Source organism: Pseudomonas sp. S30_BP2TU TE3576 (genome assembly GCF_050436025.1).
Taxonomy (GTDB): Bacteria; Pseudomonadota; Gammaproteobacteria; order Pseudomonadales; family Pseudomonadaceae; genus Aquipseudomonas.
This window is the reverse complement of sequence record NZ_JBNDLK010000001.1, coordinates 3,387,155-3,405,443: the sequence shown is the minus strand read 5'-3', so window position 1 is coordinate 3,405,443 and position 18,289 is coordinate 3,387,155. Positions and strand designations below refer to the sequence as shown.

Below are 18,289 nucleotides of genomic sequence, written 5' to 3'. Positions count from 1 at the left end.
CAATGACCAAGACTGTTATCACCAGCGACAAGGCCCCGGCCGCCATCGGTACTTACTCCCAGGCGATCAAGGCTGGCAACACCGTTTACATGTCGGGCCAGATTCCTCTGGACCCAAAAACCATGGAACTGGTTGAAGGCTTCGAAGCCCAGACCGTCCAGGTTTTCGAGAACCTCAAGGCCGTGGCCGAAGCGGCCGGTGGTTCGTTCAAGGACATCGTCAAGCTGAACATCTTCCTCACCGACCTGAGCCACTTCGCCAAGGTCAACGAGATCATGGGCAAGTACTTCGACCAGCCTTACCCGGCCCGCGCCGCCATCGGTGTAGCGGCCCTGCCAAAGGGTTCGCAGGTTGAAATGGATGCCATCCTGGTCATCGAGTAATGCGTGCGGCGCAGCCTCGGGCTGCGCCGACTGCTCTGCTGTAAAGAAAGCTTGAAAGGATTCCACCATGCGCAACGCGCTTGCTCTCTCGCTGCTCGCCCTACTCTTGGGCGGATGTGCCAGCAACCCTGCCGACCGAGATATCAGCGGCACCTGGATCAACCAGGTGGCGATCGATGCTGCCGCCAAAGGTGTCCCTCTGCGTGAGGCGCTCCAGGCCTATGGCCCGAACCTGGAATGGGACATCAACACCAAGGCCGGTCAGGCCCGCTACACCAATGGTTTTGAAAATGTCGACGGCAAGCTGCTGGGTGAAGAATCCGGCGCCTGGAAAATCGACTTTTATGGCAGCTCGGCCAGCGAGCTGAAGCGTGATGGCAAGCAACTCAGCCAGTCCGCCAGCGAAAACGAGCCCGAGCAGGTTTTCGACCGCGCCCAGATTCCGGTGCCGGACGGCGCTCCGATCGGCGCCAGTTTCGAGCGTGCACTGTATTCAGCCTACATGGGCGGCAGCTGGACAATCGTCAGCGGTACCGGCGAAGGCAACACGGTTCAATTCCAGGCCGACGGCCAGGTGACCGGCCTGCCCGGCAGCGACCGCTATGCGTTGTGCCTGGCTGGCGATTGCGCCTCCATGAGCGGCGGCAATGACAACATGTGGCTGCAACTCAATGGCCAGGGCAACGCCTGGATCTTTGCGCGCAAGGGCAAGGAGCTGGAGATTTTCCAGACCGTGAACACGGCGCAGGCGGACGAAATGCCTTCGTTCACTCCGGGTGAGCGCAAGTGGTTGCTCGAGAAGCAGTAACCTGCGCATAACCCATGTGGGAGCGGGCTTGCTCGCGAAAGCGGTGTAACAGCCAACAGAAATGTTGAATGTCATGCCCCATTCGCGAGCAAGCCCGCTTGTGTCTAGATCTAGGGATAAGCTCTGGGGTGAGAGAGGTGAATGGCAAGCTGTGAGTCCGCAGTGCTAAAAGCACGTGTGGGAGCCAAGCTGCCATCCACCTTTCCACTCTGGCCCATAAGCCCGAACAGTTGGACGAGCGCCACTCGAATCACAAGCGTGGGCAAGGCCAGAGCACTCTCACTCCTGAGTGTAAGAGGGTTTTGCCATGATTTCCTGGGTCGGCATCGATATCTCCAAATCAAACCTGGTTGTATGGGTTCAACCTCAGGGTGAAGGTTTTGACCTTCCCAATACGTCAGAAGGCTTTGTTGAGCTGATTGAGCGCCTGAGCCAGTACGAGGTTGACCGGGTTCTGCTGGAGGCCACCGGTGGTTACGAATGCAAGGTCATGGCGGCACTGCAGGGCGCCGACTTCAAAGTGCTTAGAATCAATCCCCGCCGGGCCAGAGCCTTCGCCGTGGCCATGGGCAAGAATGCCAAGACCGATCCCATCGACGCGGCCGTGCTGGCGGACTTCGCTGAAGTGCTGCATGCATCCCGCGACAAGATCATTTCGCCGGAACGTGAAGCACTGCGCGAGTTGATCCAGTTGCGCGAGCAGTTTGTTCAGCAACGAGACGACAACAAGCGCCGGCTTCAGCAAGTTCAGTTACCCGCTGTTAGCGAGGCGATCAAAGGCCTTGTTCACTACCTGCAAGTGCAAATCAAGCAGCTCGATAAAACCATCCATCAGAGCATGCATGAGCTGGATGCCGAAAAAGCCGAACGACTCATTTCCGTTAAAGGCATCGGTACGGTGGCCACAGCCAGCTTGCTGGTTTACCTGCCCGAATTGGGCGCGCTTGATCGTCGTGAAGTGGCGGCCTTGGCGGGAATTGCGCCGTACAACGACGACAGCGGCAATCACAGCGGAAAACGTCAAATCTACGGAGGCAGAGCCCGCGTCAGACGTGCGCTTTACATGTCTTGCTGGGTCGTAATCCGTCATCAGCCAAACTTCAAGGCACGCTATGACGCTCTTCGGGAGCGAGGCAAGAGCGCGAAAGTTGCGCTCATCGCCTGCATGCGGATCCTACTTATCCGGCTGAATGCCATGTTGAGGGACGGCACCGAATGGCGGTGACGAGCGGCAGGGGGAAGACAGTTGCGCTCATCGCCTGCATGCGGATCCTACTTATCCGGCTGAATGCCATGTTGAGGGACGGCACCGAATGGCGGTGACGAGCGGCAGGGGGAAGACAGTTGCTCCCACATTTGGTTTGTGGCAATCGGTAAAGTCAGCAGCGCCCTTCAATGATCGCCGCATACCCCTCGCGAAAACTCGGGTACTTCGGCGTCCAGCCCAACGCCTTGGCCCGCGCATTGCTGCAGCGCTTGCTGCCAGTGCGACGCACGCTGTCGTCATCGGCCCATTCGGTCACGCCCAGATACTCACGCAACCAGCCCACCACATCGGCCAACGCTGCCGGCGCGTCATCGACACCGATGTAGACATCATCCAGCGCCACGCCACGCCGATCCGCCTCAAGCAGGCACGCCATCAAACCTGCGGCATCGTCTGCATGAATCCGGTTGGCATACAACGGTGGCTCGACCGCCACACGATAACCCCGACGCACCTGCGTCAGCAGCCATTCCCGGCCGGGGCCGTAAATACCGGTCAAGCGCACGATACTGGCTGGAATGCCGCTTTTGAGCGCAAGTTGCTCGGCTTCGAGCATCACACGCCCGGAATAGCCCGCGGCCACGGCCGGTGAAGTCTCGTCGACCCACTCGCCACCCTGCTGCCCGTAAACACTGCTGCTGGACACAAACAACAGGCGATTGGGCACCTGCCCGTAGTCGTTCAGCCACTCCAGCACATGCTCCAGCCCCTGGACATAGGCAGCACGATAGCCAGCTTCGTCGTGATCGGTGGCTGCCGCGCAATACACCAGGTAATCCACGGCACCGATTGGCCAAGTGGCCGGGCAGTCTTTGTTGAACAAATCACCGGCAACGCCAATGACGCCCGCGGGCAGGCGTGAAACATCCCGCCGCAGACCATGAACCTCCCACCCCGCCGCCAGCAGTTGTGTGGCCAGGCGGCTGCCAACATCACCGCAACCGGCGATCAAAACAGTAGGCGCAGACATCAGAAAACTCCCATCGCAAAGCCACAGACTAGCGCCGGCAATACACAGGCGGCTAGCAATGCAGGAAAAAAAGAGACGCTATTACTTTTGTTAACAAGAATTACTTGCAATAATGCACCCCACTTTTGTTCTCGGCCTTTCGAGGCCTGGAAGAACATCACCCGTTTTTTCTCTCAGGTCCGGCCAGCATGACACGCAATCAATTCCCCGCTTCGCCAACCAAACGACCTCGCGCCTGGAGCGCAGTGGCCGCGCTGCTCCTCAGCCTGATGCTCGCGCCAGTCGCCGCTTTCGCCGATGCCCAGCCGCCAGCGACTCCAGCCGCCGCAGCACCTGCACCGGCCGTTGCTCCGGCCGCGACCGATCCGGCCCAGGCAGCACCGGCAGAAAATCTGGGTGAAGACGTTCCTCAAGTCCTCGAAGCCGACAACACCCTGGGCATGGCCCATGACCTGTCGCCGTGGGGCATGTACAAGAACGCCGACATTATCGTGAAAATCGTGATGATCGGCCTGGCCATCGCCTCGATCATCACCTGGACCATCTGGATCGCCAAGGGCCTTGAGCTGATGGGCGCCAAGCGTCGTCTGCGCGGTGAAATCGCCCAGCTGAAAAAATCCGCCTCTCTCAAGGAGGCCAGCGCCACGGCGGCGAAGGAAGGCACCCTCGCCAACCTGCTGGTGCACGACGCTCTCGAAGAGATGCGCCTGTCAGTCAACAGCCGCGAGAAAGAAGGCATCAAGGAACGCGTCAGCTTCCGCCTTGAGCGCCTGGTCGCGGCCTGCGGTCGCAACATGAGCAGCGGCACCGGCGTGCTGGCCACCATCGGTTCCACTGCGCCGTTCGTCGGCCTGTTCGGTACCGTGTGGGGCATCATGAACAGCTTCATCGGCATTGCCAAAACCCAGACCACTAACCTCGCCGTCGTCGCCCCCGGCATCGCCGAAGCCCTGCTGGCTACCGCGCTGGGCCTGGTTGCAGCGATCCCTGCGGTCGTGATCTACAACGTTTTCGCCCGCTCCATCGCCGGTTACAAGGCTCAGGTGTCCGACGCGTCGGCACAGGTCCTGCTGCTGGTCAGCCGCGACCTCGACCACCAGCCTGAGCGCAGCTCGCAACCGCACATGGTGAAAGTGGGGTAATCGGCCATGGGCCTGCATTTGAAAGAAGGGGCAGACGACGATCTGTCCGAAAACCACGAAATCAACGTCACGCCGTTCATCGACGTGATGCTGGTGCTGTTGATCATCTTCATGGTGGCGGCCCCGCTGGCCACCGTGGACATCAAGGTCGACCTGCCCGCCTCGACCGCCAAACCGGCGCCGCGGCCAGAGAAACCGGTGTTCCTCAGCGTCAAGGCTGACCAGCGCCTGTTCCTCGGTGAAGACGAAGTGAAGGCCGAAGCACTCGGCGCCACCCTCGACGCCAAAACCCAGGGCAAGAAAGACACGACAATCTTCTTCCAGGCCGACAAAGGCGTGGATTACGGCGACCTGATGAGCGTGATGGACAACCTGCGCTCTGCCGGTTACTTGAAGGTGGGTCTGGTCGGACTCGAGACGGCAGCCAAGAAATGATCACGACGCGCCATAAGCTGACGCGTTACAGCGGTAGCCTGGCGGTGGTGCTGGGTGTTCACGCGCTGGCCATCGCGCTGGCGCTGAACTGGTCCGCCCGTCCGCCCATCGAGTTGCCGCCTCAGGCAATGATGGTCGAACTGGCACCGGTTCCGGCCCCGCCACCGCCTGCACCGCCGAAGGTCGTCACCCCACCGCAGCCTCCGGCTCCTGTTGAAGAACTGCCGATACCCAAGCTTGCTGAAGCGCCGAAAGCTGAAATTGCCGTGCCCAAGCCGGTCAAACCCAAGCCGAAGCCGCAGCCGCCCAAGCCGGTAGAGAAGAAACCTGAACCGCCGAAGGAAAAACCGGCCGAAGAGAAACCTGCCGAACCGCAGCAGACTCAGGCGCCAGCGGAGAAATCCGCCCAGCCTGCGCCCGGCCCTTCGCCAGCTCAACTGGCGGCCAAGGCCAGTTGGCAAGGCACGCTGCTGGCGCACCTGCAGAAGTACAAAAAGTACCCTGCGAGTGCGCAGGCGCGGGGCAAGGAAGGGATGAACCGCCTGCGTTTCGTCGTGGATGCCGAAGGCAATGTGTTGTCGTTTGAACTGGTAGGCGCCTCGGGCACGGCCGATCTGGACCGGGCCACCCTGGAAATGATCCGCCGCGCCCAACCGCTGCCCAAGCCACCCGCCGACATGCTGACCAATGGCTCCATCGAAATCGTTGCACCGTTTGTTTACTCGCTGGAAAAACGCCGCCGGTAAAAAATGTGGGAGCGGGCTTGCTCGCGAAGACGGTAAATCATTCGATATTGATGTCGCCTGAAGCACCGCTTTCGCGAGCAAGCCCGCTCCCACAGGGTTGTACGCCAAGCAAAAGGCACCGAAAGCTGCCTTTCTCTTATCTGCCAACGGCAAACCGGCATTGCCCGGTGTCACTCGACACTCTCAGTCTGATAACGTGCGTCTATCGATTGCAGCCGGTATGCTTGGCACGCAAATTCATGGACGCTTGCTATGACTCTCACAGAATTACGCTACATCGTTACCCTCGCCCAAGAGCAGCACTTCGGCCACGCGGCCGAGCGTTGCCATGTCAGCCAGCCGACCCTTTCGGTGGGCGTGAAAAAGCTTGAAGACGAACTCGGTGTGCTGATTTTCGAGCGCAGCAAAAGCGCCGTACGCCTGACCCCGGTCGGCGAAGGCATCGTGGCCCAGGCGCAAAAAGTGCTGGAGCAGGCCCAGGGCATTCGCGAACTGGCCCAGGCCGGCAAGAACCAGCTGACCGCCCCACTCAAAGTCGGTGCGATCTACACCGTCGGGCCGTACCTGTTCCCGCACCTGATTCCGCAACTGCACCGGGTCGCCCCGCAGATGCCGTTGTACATCGAAGAAAACTTCACCCACGTGCTGCGCGACAAACTGCGCAACGGCGAGCTCGATGCGATCATCATCGCCCTGCCGTTCAGCGAAGCCGACGTGCTGACCCTGCAACTCTACGACGAGCCGTTCTACGTCCTGATGCCGGCGCAGCACCCGTGGACGCAAAAAGAATCCATCGACGCCAACATGCTCAACGACAAGAGCCTGCTGCTGCTCGGCGAAGGTCACTGCTTCCGCGATCAGGTACTGGAAGCCTGCCCGACCCTGACCAAAGGCAACGACGGCGCCAAGCACACCACGGTGGAATCCAGCTCCCTGGAAACCATTCGCCACATGGTCGCCTCGGGCCTCGGGATTTCGATCCTGCCGTTGTCGGCGGTCGACAGCCATCACTATGCCCCCGGCGTAATCGAAGTGCGTCCACTCTCGGCCCCCGTACCGTTCCGCACGGTGGCCATTGCCTGGCGCGCCAGCTTCCCGCGTCCGAAGGCGATTGAAATCCTCGCCGACTCCATTCGCCTGTGCTCGGTGGCCAAGCCCGCAGCACCGGTGGCTGTCGGTTAAGTCGTTGCCATGACCGAGTTGTCGCAAGTGTCGGTAACGGCACTCAAGGGTGTCGGTGAAGCCATGGCCGAGAAACTGGCCAAAGTCGGCCTGGAAAACCTCCAGGACGTACTGTTTCACCTGCCGTTGCGCTATCAGGACCGCACCCGTGTGGTCCCGATTGGCGCCCTGCGACCCGGACAGGACGCGGTCATTGAAGGCACCGTCAGCGGCGCCGATGTGGTCATGGGCCGGCGGCGCAGCCTGGTGGTGCGGTTGCAGGATGGCACCGGCGGCTTAAGCCTGCGTTTCTACCATTTCAGCAATGCGCAGAAAGAAGGCCTCAAACGCGGTACGCGGATTCGCTGCTACGGCGAGGCACGGCCCGGTGCTTCGGGGCTGGAGATCTACCACCCGGAATACCGCGCCATCACCGGTGACGAACCGCCGCCCGTGGATGAAACCCTGACCCCGGTGTACCCGCTCACCGAAGGCCTGACCCAACAGCGCTTGCGCCAGTTGTGCATGCAGACCCTCACCCTGCTCGGCCCCAGCAGCCTGCCCGACTGGCTGCCGAACGAACTGGCCCGCGACTACCAACTGGCGCCGCTGGCCGATGCGATCCGTTACCTGCACAACCCGCCCGCCGATGCCGACGTCGATGAGCTGGCCCTCGGTCACCACTGGGCGCAGCACCGACTGGCCTTCGAAGAACTGCTGACCCATCAACTGTCGCAACAACGCCTGCGCGAAAGCATGCGCTCCCTGCGCGCGCCGGCGATGCCCAAAGCCACCCAACTGCCGGCCCAATACCTGGCCAACCTCGGCTTCAACCCAACCGGTGCCCAGCAACGGGTTGGCAACGAAATCGCCTACGACCTCAGCCAGCACGAACCGATGCTGCGGTTGATCCAGGGTGACGTCGGCGCCGGTAAAACCGTAGTCGCCGCCCTTGCCGCACTGCAAGCGCTGGAGGCCGGTTATCAGGTCGCGCTGATGGCGCCCACCGAGATTCTTGCCGAGCAGCACTTCATCACCTTCAAGCGCTGGCTCGAACCGCTGGGCATCGAAGTCGCGTGGCTCGCTGGCAAGCTCAAGGGCAAGAACCGCACTGCCGCGCTGGAGCAAATCGCCAGCGGCATACCGATGGTGGTCGGCACCCACGCGCTGTTCCAGGACGAAGTGCAATTCAAGAACCTGGCGTTGGCGATCATCGATGAACAGCACCGTTTCGGCGTACAGCAACGTCTGGCCTTGCGGCAGAAAGGTGTCGGCGGGCGCATGTGCCCACATCAACTGATCATGACCGCCACGCCGATTCCGCGCACGCTGGCCATGAGCGCCTATGCCGACCTCGACACCTCGATCCTCGATGAACTGCCCCCCGGCCGCACCCCGGTCAACACCGTGCTGATCACCGACACCCGGCGGGTCGAAGTCATCGAGCGGGTACGCAGCGCTTGCGCCGAAGGGCGACAAGCCTATTGGGTGTGCACGCTGATCGAAGAGTCGGAAGAACTGACCTGCCAGGCCGCCGAAACCACCTTTGAAGACCTCACCGCCGCCCTCGGCGAGTTGAAAGTCGGGCTGATCCACGGCCGCATGAAGCCCGCCGAAAAAGCCGCGGTGATGGCCGAGTTCAAGGCCGGCAACCTGCAACTGCTGGTCGCGACCACAGTGATCGAAGTGGGCGTCGACGTCCCCAACGCCAGCCTGATGATCATCGAGAACCCTGAACGCCTGGGCCTGGCGCAATTGCACCAGTTGCGCGGCCGCGTCGGACGAGGCAGCGCCGTCAGCCATTGCGTGCTGCTCTACCATCCGCCGCTGTCGCAGATCGGTCGTCAGCGCCTGGGCATCATGCGTGAAACCAACGACGGTTTTGTCATCGCCGAAAAAGACCTCGAACTGCGCGGCCCCGGCGAAATGCTCGGTACACGGCAAACCGGCCTGCTTCAATTCAAGGTCGCCGACCTGATGCGCGATGCCGATTTACTGCCCGCCGTGCGGGATGCCGCCCAGGCATTGCTCGAGCGCTGGCCGACCCACGTCAGCCCGCTACTCGACCGCTGGCTGCGTCATGGCCAACAATACGGCCAAGTGTGACAACCGTCGCAGTTTCTGAGGCGTGGCCCCAGGCAAGCTGGTTATACTCCTGCAATTGTTTTAGCACGGATACAAACCATGACCGAAGTTGCCTTCGCACCCGACACCCCGCACGCTCCGTCGGTTATTCGGCTGATGCTGGGCAAGTTAGGCATAACCTACGAAGAAGTGCCGGACCACCACGGCCTCAATGCCGCGCGCAAAATCCAGGCCGTTTTACTGGATGACAGCATTGGTGCGCTGATGGTGTTGTTCCCACAGAGCCAATTGCTCAACCTCAATCGCCTCACTGAACTCACCGGTCGCCGCCTCACCGCTGTACCGACCGAGCGCCTGACAAAAATGCTCGGCAAGCACAACCTCAGCTTGCTGCCGGGCCTGCCGGCGCTGACCAGTTCACCCTGCCTGTACGACGAAAGCCTGCTGCGTGAACCGAAACTGCTGGTCAATTCCGGTGAGCCGGGCGTGCTGCTGGAAATTTCCAGCGAAGACTTCAAGACCATGCTGACCAAGGCCAGTGCCGCCAACTTCGGCGAAAAGCTGACCAGCATCCGTCCCAACCTCGACCGCCCCGATGACGACCGCGAGGAAATCACCCAGGCCGTCCAGGCGTTCACCGCACGGCGCATCCAGCAGCGTCTGGAAGCGACCATCGAAATTCCGCCGCTGGCCGAAACCGCGCAAAAAATCATCAAGCTGCGCGTCGACCCCAACGCCACCATCGACGACATCACCGGCGTGGTCGAAACCGACCCGGCGCTGGCGGCACAAGTCGTGAGTTGGGCGGCGTCGCCGTACTACGCCTCGCCGGGCAAAATTCGCTCGGTGGAAGACGCCATCGTGCGCGTGCTGGGCTTCGACCTGGTGATAAACCTGGCGCTGGGCCTGGCCCTGGGCAAAACCCTCAGCCTGCCCAAGGACCACCCGCAACACTCCACGCCGTACTGGCAGCAATCAATCTACACCGCTGCCGTCATCGAAGGCCTGACCCGCGCCATGCCGCGCGCCCAACGCCCGGAAGCCGGCCTGACCTACCTCGCGGGCCTGCTGCACAACTTCGGCTACCTGCTGCTGGCCCACGTGTTCCCGCCGCACTTCTCGCTGATCTGCCGTCACCTGGAGGTCAACCCGCACCTGTGCCACAGCTTTGTGGAACAACACCTGCTGGGCATCAGCCGTGAACAGATCGGCTCGTGGCTGATGCGCCACTGGGACATGCCCGAAGAACTGGCCACCGCCCTGCGCTTCCAGCACGATCCTGCCTACGATGGCCCTTACGCCGAGTACCCGAACCTGGTGTGCCTGTCGGTCCGCCTGCTGCGCAGCCGAGGCATCGGTTCCGGCCCGGACGAAGACATCCCCGACGCGCTGCTCGAACGCCTGGGCCTGACCCGCGACAAAGCCAATGACGTGGTCAGCAAAGTCCTCGAAGCCGAAGTACTGCTGCGCGAACTCGCCTCGCAATTCACCCAAGGCTGAAAAGCATCGCGGGCAAGCCATGGGCGGCGATCCGAAGAAGTTTCTGTGGCGAGGGGGCTTGCCCCCGTTCGGCCCAACAACGACAACAAGCAAGCGCACTGCTATGATTTGACTGCAAACAGAGGGCTTTCCGATGACCCAAACAGCAGCTGTCAGTGTTGCAAGCCAAGTCCGCAAGCTTGCCAAGCACCACAAGATCACTGCCGAACCTGACGGCATGAGTCGTATGGCCGTGACCATTACTTGCCTGGCTGGCGATATCGTCGAACTGGATGGCGTCGAACAGCTGCTGGTCAATCTCAAGAAAAAAGGTGCTCTGAGCAAGTCGGAGGCCCTGGCGCTGCAAGGGCGTTACCTTCAAGAGAGGCGCTCGAAGAAACGTAGCGCATGACCTTTGATCCTTTCGGCGATTTCGAAACGGCTGGCTACCTTCAAAATTCGCTACAGCTGAAAGACCCCACTGAAGTCAAAGAGTCAGAACATTTCGCGTTCGAATTGAGCATCGAAGAGGCCTTGGCCTATCTGGCCAAGACGAAGCCGATCAGCTACACGTCCGTCCTCAAAGTTCATGAAATCCTCTTCTCCGGCTTCTATCCCTGGGCAGGGAAAGACCGGAACGAACTGGTCCCTCATCTGGCCGTCTTCAAGGGCTTGCACGGCGATCCGCGAGCCACCGTCTTTGAACATCCGAACGCCATCAAGATGTCTGTCGACTATGCGCTGGAGCTTGCAGCGGACCACAAGCGTTTCAGAGAGCGCCCTGGCGAAGTAATGGGCCAGCTAGCGTTCGCACACCCCTTTCTTGACGGCAATGGGCGCACGATCCTGTTGGTCTTCATGGAACTCTGCTATCGGGCCAGGTTCGCCATCGACTGGTCAAAGACCACCAAAGACGACTACCTGCGAGCACTCAGTGACGAAATTCGAGAGCCTCGCGAGAGGCATCTCGACCATTACCTGAAACCGTTCGTAGTCGATATCGCCAGTCGAGACGAGTGGCCAGCGACCATCAGTAGCATCAGAGGCCTGGATGGCCTGGACAAGGAAGGCATTACTTACGAGAGCCTGGATAATCCGGAAGTCCAGCAGATCTACAAGACTTACAGGGCACGACCACTCGACACATCAGGCCCGCAGGAGTCGGATGACTGAAAGCTTACGACGAACCCTCGCGGTCGGCCGGAAAAACCTCAAGCCTTAGGCCCAATGCCGATCAGTCAGGCGAACCCAGACGCTACACCTCCCTTGTAGCAGCTGCCGAAGGCTGCGTCCGGCTGCGCAGCAGTCGTAAAATCAGAGTTCGCGGTACGTCAGAGAGATCGTGCAAGCCGGATTTACGACTGCTGCGCAGCCGGACGCAGGCTACGCCAGCTGCTACATTAGATTGCGTTGTGGCTTAACTAAGCGGCATTAGCCTTAGGCTTGGCCTTCTTCGGCTTCAAATACTTGGTCAGCCCCTGGAACCAGATCACCAGCGCCGGGTTGCCCTTGATCTGGATCGACTTGTCCTGAATCCCCGTCATGAACGCCAGTTGCTTGTTCTTCGCCTGCATCGTGGCGAAGCCATACGCGGCGTCTTTAAAGGCAATCGCAAACGCAGGCTCGGCATGCACACCCGATTGGCTGGTAATGCGCTGGTCCTTCACCCGAAAGTGCCGCGCCACTTTCCCGTCCAGGGTCTGCAGCTGAAACACCAGGTCCTTGTCACCCAACTGCTGCTGAAACGCCGGATTAGTCCGGCTGGCCTTACCCATCAACAAACCCAGCATCCACAGCAGAAAACGAAATTTCATGCGCACAGCCTCAGAAGAAAATTGAACGGCCGGGGCAGTGTAACGGCTTCGAACAGGAACGCCACTATCGAGTTTCGTTAGAAGAAGATGTCGCCGTTTTTGACGCTGATGACTACCAAGTCATTGACGAAACACGTCTTTCAGTCGCATTCAAAAACTACAATTTCTTGACCTGAATTTGAGTTATTGCATTGATCTCGCCAATGCGTTTCATCGCTTTTGCGCGGTGCCTTGAATGAATCAATAGTCGATTACAGTCAATCGCTCTCCACCATTACAACGAGTGAACTCCTCGTTCTTGCTGACGGTACAGAGGGCACTTCGCACGTTATTGGCGACGTCATCTGATCCACGCTGCTCGACCCAGTTCGAAAGCTCCATGTAGCTGAACGGTCAGATGCAACCCAAATGGCTGAGCAGGCACGTGAAAAGAGACGTTTAAGCGGAGTGCGATTTCGTACCTATTCCCCGCAACCTTCTCGGACTTTTCCTTCGAAAAGTCGAGCCCTCCATGAACTATTCACCTTCCCTATCCCCGGTTAACCTCTGCTCATCACCGCAAAAAACGGTGACACGGACGTGCAAGTCCGGTACATATCGCCGCGCAAACGCCTCGCAGACCTTTAAGCATTAAAATGTTTTTTGGATCGCAATATGGCGGCTGTGCGTGGGAGGTTCCTTTGGGACCTGCCGGGGTCCGATATGCCCGGTCTTGCACACCTGCGCACGGCTGCCACCACCATTCGAATGCAAGCGAAAAGGTGTCAGTCCCTAAACACACATATCGGGATACACCAATGATCAAGCCAACACCCAATCCGCCAGATAACCCTGACACATCTCCCTACGAGGGCCTCGATACCAAAAGGCTTCATGAAGCCGCGGAACGCGCCCTCGATCACCATCTTGCCCCACCAAAACAAACACCACCAAAACGCAAAGGCCAGCTCTTCAGCGTGTACCCAAACGTCAACACCGAAGCATTACTCGCTAACGCCTCAGAAGACCTACTATCCATCAGCGCCATAGCCGCCGATCTCGCAGACGATGTTGATGGCTCAAGCCGCTCTATTGCCTTGGCAATCAGCCGCCTGGCTGATGGAGTTCATTTACTGGTGGAGCGAGCACTGGATCATCTGGATGACCCAGAAATACCGGGGAGTCTTGTCAAAGCATAAGGCTGGATCAAAATTACTCGCGCAGAGAAAGCACAGCCCCAATTGTCGTAAACAATTGGGGCTGATTTTTTTGAAGCAAACCATGATTGGGTAATTGCACGGACTTGCCCCCCCATTTGCATTCGACCTGACCTGTCATTTACATCGGATTTGACTAGCACGATTCGTGGACATGACCGGCAGAGAACGACCCAAAGCAGTCGGTCGTTATCAGCTAAGTGTGGTATATCGGCTACTGCGCCTCAGCCTCACTCAGCCCAGTCTAGGAACGCAAATGAAATGGAAGAGCAGAAATATCAGAGAACTCGCCCACATTGTTTGCGGCGACACTGAGCACTTTCGGTATCGTTCAAGTAGTTACATCACTGAGTTCTTTCAAGACTGTGATCTAGATTACGCACACGATGGTTCGACCCGGTGGGCATGGGTTGCAAGCAGGCTGGAGGAGGTGCTGGCTCTACCGCATTCCACCCCGTCGGTTCCTCCTGATGCGTTCATCCGGATCATTCGCGCAACTCTCGACAAGGGCGACGCCCAGGACGGCGATCCGGACAGGACAAAAGCACTTGCCGCGCTTAATGCTGTGTTGGCGCGGGAAGGTTGGGAAGCGTTCTACGACGAGCACAGCATCGGCCAATTGCGCCACAGTGCCACGAACACCATTGCGCAGATGGCGAACCCTCATCGGCCGTTGACTCCAGCAGAGGTGGAACGCCGAGAGCAGCTCACCACCTACCTCGACAAGTGCTCCGAAGATGAGCTGATCGAGGAAGTGTTGCTGCCGCTGTTCCGTCAGCTTGGCTTTCATCGCATCACGGCAGCGGGTCACAAAGACAAGGCGTTGGAGTACGGCAAGGACGTCTGGATGAAATACACCCTGCCGACCCTCCATGTCCTCTACTTCGGAATCCAAGTTAAGAAGGGCAAGCTGGACTCAGCAGGTGTCGGAAAGACTGGCTCAGCAAATGTCGCGGAGATTCACAATCAGGTGAACATGATGCTAGGACACGAGATTTTCGACTCAGAGCTGAATCGGCGAGTGCTGGTTGATCATGCATTCATCGTCGCAGGCGGCGAGATAACAAAACAGGCAAGAAACTGGCTAGGCAACAAGCTGGACGCCACGAAGCGTTCTCAGATCATGTTTATGGACAGGAATGACATCCTCGACCTATTCATTGTTACGAACCTGCCGCTGCCAAAGAATGCTCTGTCTCTCAAGAAGGTAATAGATCCCTTCGAGGACATACCGTTCTAGCGAATGGCGGTGTACGTGGTGGACAGCCACTGACCACCAATTGACTGCTGCTGGCCGATTACTGCCCTTGGCGAAAGGTAGAAAACGGACAGAAGCAGACGCTCGAAGGTATTGACGAATCCCGGCAGATTGCCGCAATTGTGGTCACAACGACAATTCAAGGAGCGAATAACCATGAATTATTCGCACACAACCGCATGGAGGCTTGCGTCACCAACGAGCACTCAAGCCATCCACGCGGCACTTTAGCGCTGGATAAGCAGACCGTCGCGATTACTCGGCGTGTGCAGCTTCGGGGGCTGGTTTCGCCTTTGAGGGTGTCATGGCGACAATGGCTTTGCTCGCTAGATCCTTCACTTGTTCAGCAAAGCCAGGTACAGCTTTAAATGCTTGTTTCACTATGTCCGACGAAGCGAGTTCATGCCAAGGACTGCCGTGACTATCTGTCTCAACGAGGCGCAGGGGGAGCTCATCAAGGCGCGTAAGCGCAGATGTAAGAAGTTTCGCTTCCATATCTTTGTCAAACCTAGCAGCTTCTCGACGAAAACCTTCATACGCGCGTGAAATGGATGCCTTGAAGGCATAATCCTCGGCAAGCCTGAACCGTTGTCCTATCTGCTTTGTAGCCAACCATGAAAACCAAACAGGCGCGCCTACCGACAGTAGTGACAGAAGCAAATTTAGTGCGACTACCGATGTCGATAGGTTTGGAACCTTGAAAAGCTCTGATAGCGTGTGAAGCTGATTGGAGCCGAAGTAGCTACCCCCTACCAAGGCAACAGCAAGTCCAGCAACCCAAAACCACATCGACTTGGATAGAGCAGTAGAACGCTCACTGAATGCGGCAGCCAATCCAACGCTCGTCGCTGCAGAGTAGGCGGTCTCGCAACGCTCTAGCACGGCCTCTGCGTCTTCTGCACTTTTTTTCAGTAGACCATCAAGGTCGTCGGCATGCTCTCGAAGAGCTAGGATTCGAGCTTGGTCTTTAGCTGCTACTTGAGCAAGGTCGTCGATCTTCTGTTGTGCCTCTGACAGTTGCTCCAAGTCGGCCGGTAGCTGGTCAGCTGCGTTATAGGCTTGCTCGATCCTTTCAACCATTGAATTAAGGTCAGTCGTACGCGGTTCTAGTCCTTTGACCCGCGCTTCCATAGCCCTTAGTTGAATAGTCAGCCTCCGGATTTTTGCTTGCGCTTCTGCGCGCTCGTCTACTTTCAAAACTGGCTCGAGAGCCTTGCGTAGTCCCGCCATCGTTAGCATATAAGCAGGAACCGCAGCGGCTGCGCTGCCCCAAAGATTTGGAACAGTGTTCCCTTGCAAGTAGTTTAGGCGACGAGCGTAGTCCTTAATTCGGCTTTCTGAGCCTCCTAACTCATCAGTACCATTATCATCAATCATCTCAATGATTAATTGTGCCTCTTCAATGAGCTCCGATTTCGTAAGTCCAGGAAACGACCAATTGTTATGTGCGTTCCCGAATGGCTCATCGTTAGGTACTACAGCTTTTACCTGTGCAATCACAGCTTCTAGCTGAGTCTGAATCGCTGTCAGCGCCTCGTGCATCCTACACCCCCTATATCAATTGGCCATTAGGTAGGGAGATGTCAGAAAATTTCAATACCCTCTGCACCGAATTGTATGTGCGTTGTTACATCTGAATGACTGCTTGTGGCCGTTCTCTGCCGATCATGGTTACAACGCGTGCTGGTCAGAACGAATGCAAGTGACTGGTCAGGTAGAATGCAAACGGGTGGTCAAGTGGAGCGCAATTTCGCAATGATCCAGGAATTCCCTTATCTCACATAGAAATGGTTCTTCCCTGGATTCCGTGAAGAACCTTTTTTACCCGCGATATTTATTTACCGCCAGACACTCACCACCCTGGCACCGATCGACTACGTGTTGAGGCGCATCAGCGACTCGACGCTGTTCTTCCAACTCGAAGCTCAACCCTGAAACAGCCTGGTGGGCGGACTGAAAAGCCGCCCGCGTCAGCGAACCTTCCACACACTGCGCAATCGCTCCAGCGCTGACTCGATCGCTTTTTCGGGCACGGCAGCAAAGCCCAGCACCAGTCCCGCACGCTGATCCATCGGCATTGCGGAGTCGGGCAACCAATAGCTGCTCAAACCGTTGATCTCGACATCGACGCTTTGCGCCAACTCGATCAATTCACGTTCACGCGCCACGCTATCGACGGGTACGGTCATGTGCAGCCCCGCGGCGACGGTGGGCAACTGACCGACGCCAGGCACATCCGCCGGCCAGCCGCTGAGCAGCGTATTACGCCGGCTCAGCGCCGCACGGCGCATGCGGCGGATATGCCGCTGGAAGTGCCCGGCCGCCATGAATTCGGCCATCACCGCCTGGGTACTGACTTCAGAATGGCGTACGTCCACTGCACGACGCTGGGCAAACGCCTGCACCAGCCCTGCCGGCAACACCAGGTAACCCAGGCGCAACGCCGGAAACGCCACTTTGCCGAACGTGCCGACGTAGAGCACCCGGCCTTGTCGATCCAGTGCTGCCAAAGGTGCCAGCGGCGCACCGCTGTAGCGGTACTCGCCATCATAGTCATCCTCGACGATCCAGCCCTGAGTGCGTTCTGCCCAGGCCAGCAACTCCAGGCGGCGAGCCAGGCTCATCACCACCCCGGTGGGGTACTGATGGGACGGTGTGACGTACGTCAGACGACAATCGCCGAGCTGTGCCAGTGCGTTGCAGTCGATACCCTCACTATCCACCGCGACCCCATGCAACCGGGCCCCCGCCACGGCGAACGCATGACCGGCCGCCCGATACCCCGGATTTTCAATCGCCACCCCGTCACCGGGCTCCACCAGCAGCTGTGCACAAAGGCTGATCCCCTGCTGTGCGCCACTGGTGATCACAATTTGTTCAGCCGTGCACTGCATGCCACGGGAACTGCGCAAATACGCGGCGATCATTCCACGCAAGCGCGCATCGCCGGCCGGGTCGCCATAACACAGTTGCTGCAAATCCGGTTTGCGCCAGAAAGCCGCATTCAGCTTGGCCCAGACCTCGAACGGGAACAGATCGAACGCCGGAACACCCACCCGAAAAGCTCGAGGCGGGCCACTCGGCGGGCTGGCCAAATGGTTGTTTTCAACCCGCGCCAACGCGTTGTTGTGGATAACTTTGCTGGATGAATTCACAGGCAAATCCAGCCAATTTGTGGATAAGGCTGTGGGTAAGCCTGTTGAAAACCCTGTGGATACTTTTGTGGATAGTTTTTTTGTCGGCAACACCGCTTGAGGCAGTTGCGCGACATAGGTGCCATCCCCGACTCGCCCCTCAATGAAGCCTTCGGCGTACAGCTGATCGTAGGCACGCACCACGCTGTTACGGGAAATCGCCAGCGCCGCAGCCAGGTCACGACTGGCTGGCAGACGCGTACCGCTGGCCAATCGTCCGTCGAGAACGCGAAGTCGCAAGGCCTGATAGAGCTGGCGACTCAACCCCTGGCGACGATCAAGTTCGATACCAGCGGGGTTGAACGACAAGGAAAGCGGCGCATCCGTCATGACAATGGACCCATGAAATTG

General features: G+C 58.7%; 17 protein-coding genes. 13 read left to right on the top strand and 4 right to left on the bottom strand.

Features of this window, described 5'->3' with window-relative positions:
- The first annotated feature begins 2 nt into the window (after nucleotides 1-2).
- The 3 genes from ABIA48_RS15400 to ABIA48_RS15390 all read left to right on the top strand — a co-directional run bounded on the left by ABIA48_RS15400 (nucleotide 3) and on the right by ABIA48_RS15390 (nucleotide 2,416).
- Complete coding sequence (locus ABIA48_RS15400) at nucleotides 3-383, top strand: RidA family protein (protein WP_003229509.1); 381 nt, start codon at nucleotides 3-5, stop codon at nucleotides 381-383.
- A 67-nt stretch (nucleotides 384-450) separates the two neighbouring features.
- Nucleotides 451-1,191, top strand: coding sequence for a hypothetical protein (locus ABIA48_RS15395; RefSeq protein ID WP_007989583.1), 741 nt, complete (start codon nucleotides 451-453; stop codon nucleotides 1,189-1,191).
- Nucleotides 1,192-1,498: 307 nt separating this feature from the next.
- Nucleotides 1,499-2,416 carry an IS110 family transposase gene (locus tag ABIA48_RS15390; protein WP_429487394.1) on the top strand — a complete coding sequence of 306 codons (918 nt, stop codon included), beginning with the start codon at nucleotides 1,499-1,501 and terminating at the stop codon, nucleotides 2,414-2,416.
- A gap of 154 nt (nucleotides 2,417-2,570) precedes the next feature.
- Here ABIA48_RS15390 and ABIA48_RS15385 read toward each other — a convergent pair whose 3' ends face one another.
- Nucleotides 2,571-3,428 carry an SDR family oxidoreductase gene (locus tag ABIA48_RS15385; RefSeq protein ID WP_429489713.1) on the bottom strand — a complete coding sequence of 286 codons (858 nt, stop codon included), beginning with the start codon at nucleotides 3,426-3,428 and terminating at the stop codon, nucleotides 2,571-2,573.
- Between the two features lie 188 nt (nucleotides 3,429-3,616).
- Here ABIA48_RS15385 and exbB point away from each other — a divergent pair, with 188 nt between their 5' ends.
- The 8 genes from exbB to ABIA48_RS15345 all read left to right on the top strand — a co-directional run bounded on the left by exbB (nucleotide 3,617) and on the right by ABIA48_RS15345 (nucleotide 11,649).
- Nucleotides 3,617-4,570: a tonB-system energizer ExbB gene (gene exbB / locus ABIA48_RS15380; RefSeq protein WP_429489711.1), complete on the top strand. Its 954-nt coding sequence runs from the start codon at nucleotides 3,617-3,619 to the stop codon at nucleotides 4,568-4,570.
- Between the two features lie 6 nt (nucleotides 4,571-4,576).
- Nucleotides 4,577-5,005, top strand: coding sequence for a TonB system transport protein ExbD (exbD, locus tag ABIA48_RS15375; RefSeq protein WP_007989589.1), 429 nt, complete (start codon nucleotides 4,577-4,579; stop codon nucleotides 5,003-5,005).
- A complete protein-coding gene (locus ABIA48_RS15370; RefSeq protein ID WP_429489709.1) occupies nucleotides 5,002-5,751 on the top strand; it encodes an energy transducer TonB family protein in 750 nt (249 codons plus the stop codon). The genes exbD and ABIA48_RS15370 overlap by 4 nt, the downstream gene beginning before the upstream one ends.
- Nucleotides 5,752-6,003: 252 nt before the next feature.
- Entirely contained in the window at nucleotides 6,004-6,933 is a 930-nt protein-coding gene (locus ABIA48_RS15365) for a hydrogen peroxide-inducible genes activator (protein ID WP_007989594.1), read from the top strand.
- 9 nt (nucleotides 6,934-6,942) lie between these two features.
- Nucleotides 6,943-9,018, top strand: coding sequence for an ATP-dependent DNA helicase RecG (gene recG / locus ABIA48_RS15360; RefSeq protein ID WP_007989596.1), 2,076 nt, complete (start codon nucleotides 6,943-6,945; stop codon nucleotides 9,016-9,018).
- 78 nt (nucleotides 9,019-9,096) lie between these two features.
- Entirely contained in the window at nucleotides 9,097-10,497 is a 1,401-nt protein-coding gene (locus ABIA48_RS15355) for an aminoacyl-tRNA deacylase and HDOD domain-containing protein (protein WP_429489706.1), read from the top strand.
- A 133-nt stretch (nucleotides 10,498-10,630) separates the two neighbouring features.
- Nucleotides 10,631-10,888 (top strand): hypothetical protein, encoded by a 258-nt coding sequence (locus ABIA48_RS15350; RefSeq protein ID WP_204929768.1) that lies wholly within the window; start codon nucleotides 10,631-10,633, stop codon nucleotides 10,886-10,888.
- Nucleotides 10,885-11,649 carry a Fic/DOC family protein gene (locus tag ABIA48_RS15345; protein ID WP_429489703.1) on the top strand — a complete coding sequence of 255 codons (765 nt, stop codon included), beginning with the start codon at nucleotides 10,885-10,887 and terminating at the stop codon, nucleotides 11,647-11,649. Before ABIA48_RS15350 ends, ABIA48_RS15345 begins: the two co-directional genes overlap by 4 nt.
- 248 nt (nucleotides 11,650-11,897) lie before the next feature.
- Here ABIA48_RS15345 and ABIA48_RS15340 read toward each other — a convergent pair whose 3' ends face one another.
- Nucleotides 11,898-12,290 (bottom strand): hypothetical protein, encoded by a 393-nt coding sequence (locus tag ABIA48_RS15340; protein ID WP_007989602.1) that lies wholly within the window; start codon nucleotides 12,288-12,290, stop codon nucleotides 11,898-11,900.
- A gap of 797 nt (nucleotides 12,291-13,087) precedes the next feature.
- On the opposite strand from ABIA48_RS15340, the gene ABIA48_RS15335 reads away from it, so the two are divergent.
- Nucleotides 13,088-13,468: a DUF6124 family protein gene (locus tag ABIA48_RS15335; RefSeq protein WP_429489701.1), complete on the top strand. Its 381-nt coding sequence runs from the start codon at nucleotides 13,088-13,090 to the stop codon at nucleotides 13,466-13,468.
- A gap of 274 nt (nucleotides 13,469-13,742) precedes the next feature.
- Nucleotides 13,743-14,726, top strand: coding sequence for a hypothetical protein (locus ABIA48_RS15330; protein WP_429489699.1), 984 nt, complete (start codon nucleotides 13,743-13,745; stop codon nucleotides 14,724-14,726).
- Nucleotides 14,727-14,999: 273 nt separating this feature from the next.
- Here ABIA48_RS15330 and ABIA48_RS15325 read toward each other — a convergent pair whose 3' ends face one another.
- Both ABIA48_RS15325 and ABIA48_RS15320 read right to left on the bottom strand, forming a co-directional pair.
- Nucleotides 15,000-16,286, bottom strand: coding sequence for a hypothetical protein (locus ABIA48_RS15325; protein WP_429489697.1), 1,287 nt, complete (start codon nucleotides 16,284-16,286; stop codon nucleotides 15,000-15,002).
- A 428-nt stretch (nucleotides 16,287-16,714) separates the two neighbouring features.
- Nucleotides 16,715-18,268: a PLP-dependent aminotransferase family protein gene (locus ABIA48_RS15320; RefSeq protein WP_429489696.1), complete on the bottom strand. Its 1,554-nt coding sequence runs from the start codon at nucleotides 18,266-18,268 to the stop codon at nucleotides 16,715-16,717.
- Nucleotides 18,269-18,289: the final 21 nt, after the last annotated feature.

Coding starts and splice junctions, on each gene's coding strand:
- ABIA48_RS15385 (WP_429489713.1), bottom strand. CDS start 3,428: ATGTCTGCGCCTACTGTTTTGATCGCCGGTTGCGGTGATGTTGGCAGC.
- ABIA48_RS15400 (WP_003229509.1), top strand. CDS start 3: ATGACCAAGACTGTTATCACCAGCGACAAGGCCCCGGCCGCCATCGGT.
- ABIA48_RS15350 (WP_204929768.1), top strand. CDS start 10,631: ATGACCCAAACAGCAGCTGTCAGTGTTGCAAGCCAAGTCCGCAAGCTT.
- ABIA48_RS15335 (WP_429489701.1), top strand. CDS start 13,088: ATGATCAAGCCAACACCCAATCCGCCAGATAACCCTGACACATCTCCC.
- exbB (WP_429489711.1), top strand. CDS start 3,617: ATGACACGCAATCAATTCCCCGCTTCGCCAACCAAACGACCTCGCGCC.
- exbD (WP_007989589.1), top strand. CDS start 4,577: ATGGGCCTGCATTTGAAAGAAGGGGCAGACGACGATCTGTCCGAAAAC.
- ABIA48_RS15345 (WP_429489703.1), top strand. CDS start 10,885: ATGACCTTTGATCCTTTCGGCGATTTCGAAACGGCTGGCTACCTTCAA.
- recG (WP_007989596.1), top strand. CDS start 6,943: ATGACCGAGTTGTCGCAAGTGTCGGTAACGGCACTCAAGGGTGTCGGT.
- ABIA48_RS15320 (WP_429489696.1), bottom strand. CDS start 18,268: ATGACGGATGCGCCGCTTTCCTTGTCGTTCAACCCCGCTGGTATCGAA.
- ABIA48_RS15355 (WP_429489706.1), top strand. CDS start 9,097: ATGACCGAAGTTGCCTTCGCACCCGACACCCCGCACGCTCCGTCGGTT.
- ABIA48_RS15340 (WP_007989602.1), bottom strand. CDS start 12,290: ATGAAATTTCGTTTTCTGCTGTGGATGCTGGGTTTGTTGATGGGTAAG.
- ABIA48_RS15390 (WP_429487394.1), top strand. CDS start 1,499: ATGATTTCCTGGGTCGGCATCGATATCTCCAAATCAAACCTGGTTGTA.
- ABIA48_RS15370 (WP_429489709.1), top strand. CDS start 5,002: ATGATCACGACGCGCCATAAGCTGACGCGTTACAGCGGTAGCCTGGCG.
- ABIA48_RS15330 (WP_429489699.1), top strand. CDS start 13,743: ATGAAATGGAAGAGCAGAAATATCAGAGAACTCGCCCACATTGTTTGC.
- ABIA48_RS15365 (WP_007989594.1), top strand. CDS start 6,004: ATGACTCTCACAGAATTACGCTACATCGTTACCCTCGCCCAAGAGCAG.
- ABIA48_RS15325 (WP_429489697.1), bottom strand. CDS start 16,286: ATGCACGAGGCGCTGACAGCGATTCAGACTCAGCTAGAAGCTGTGATT.
- ABIA48_RS15395 (WP_007989583.1), top strand. CDS start 451: ATGCGCAACGCGCTTGCTCTCTCGCTGCTCGCCCTACTCTTGGGCGGA.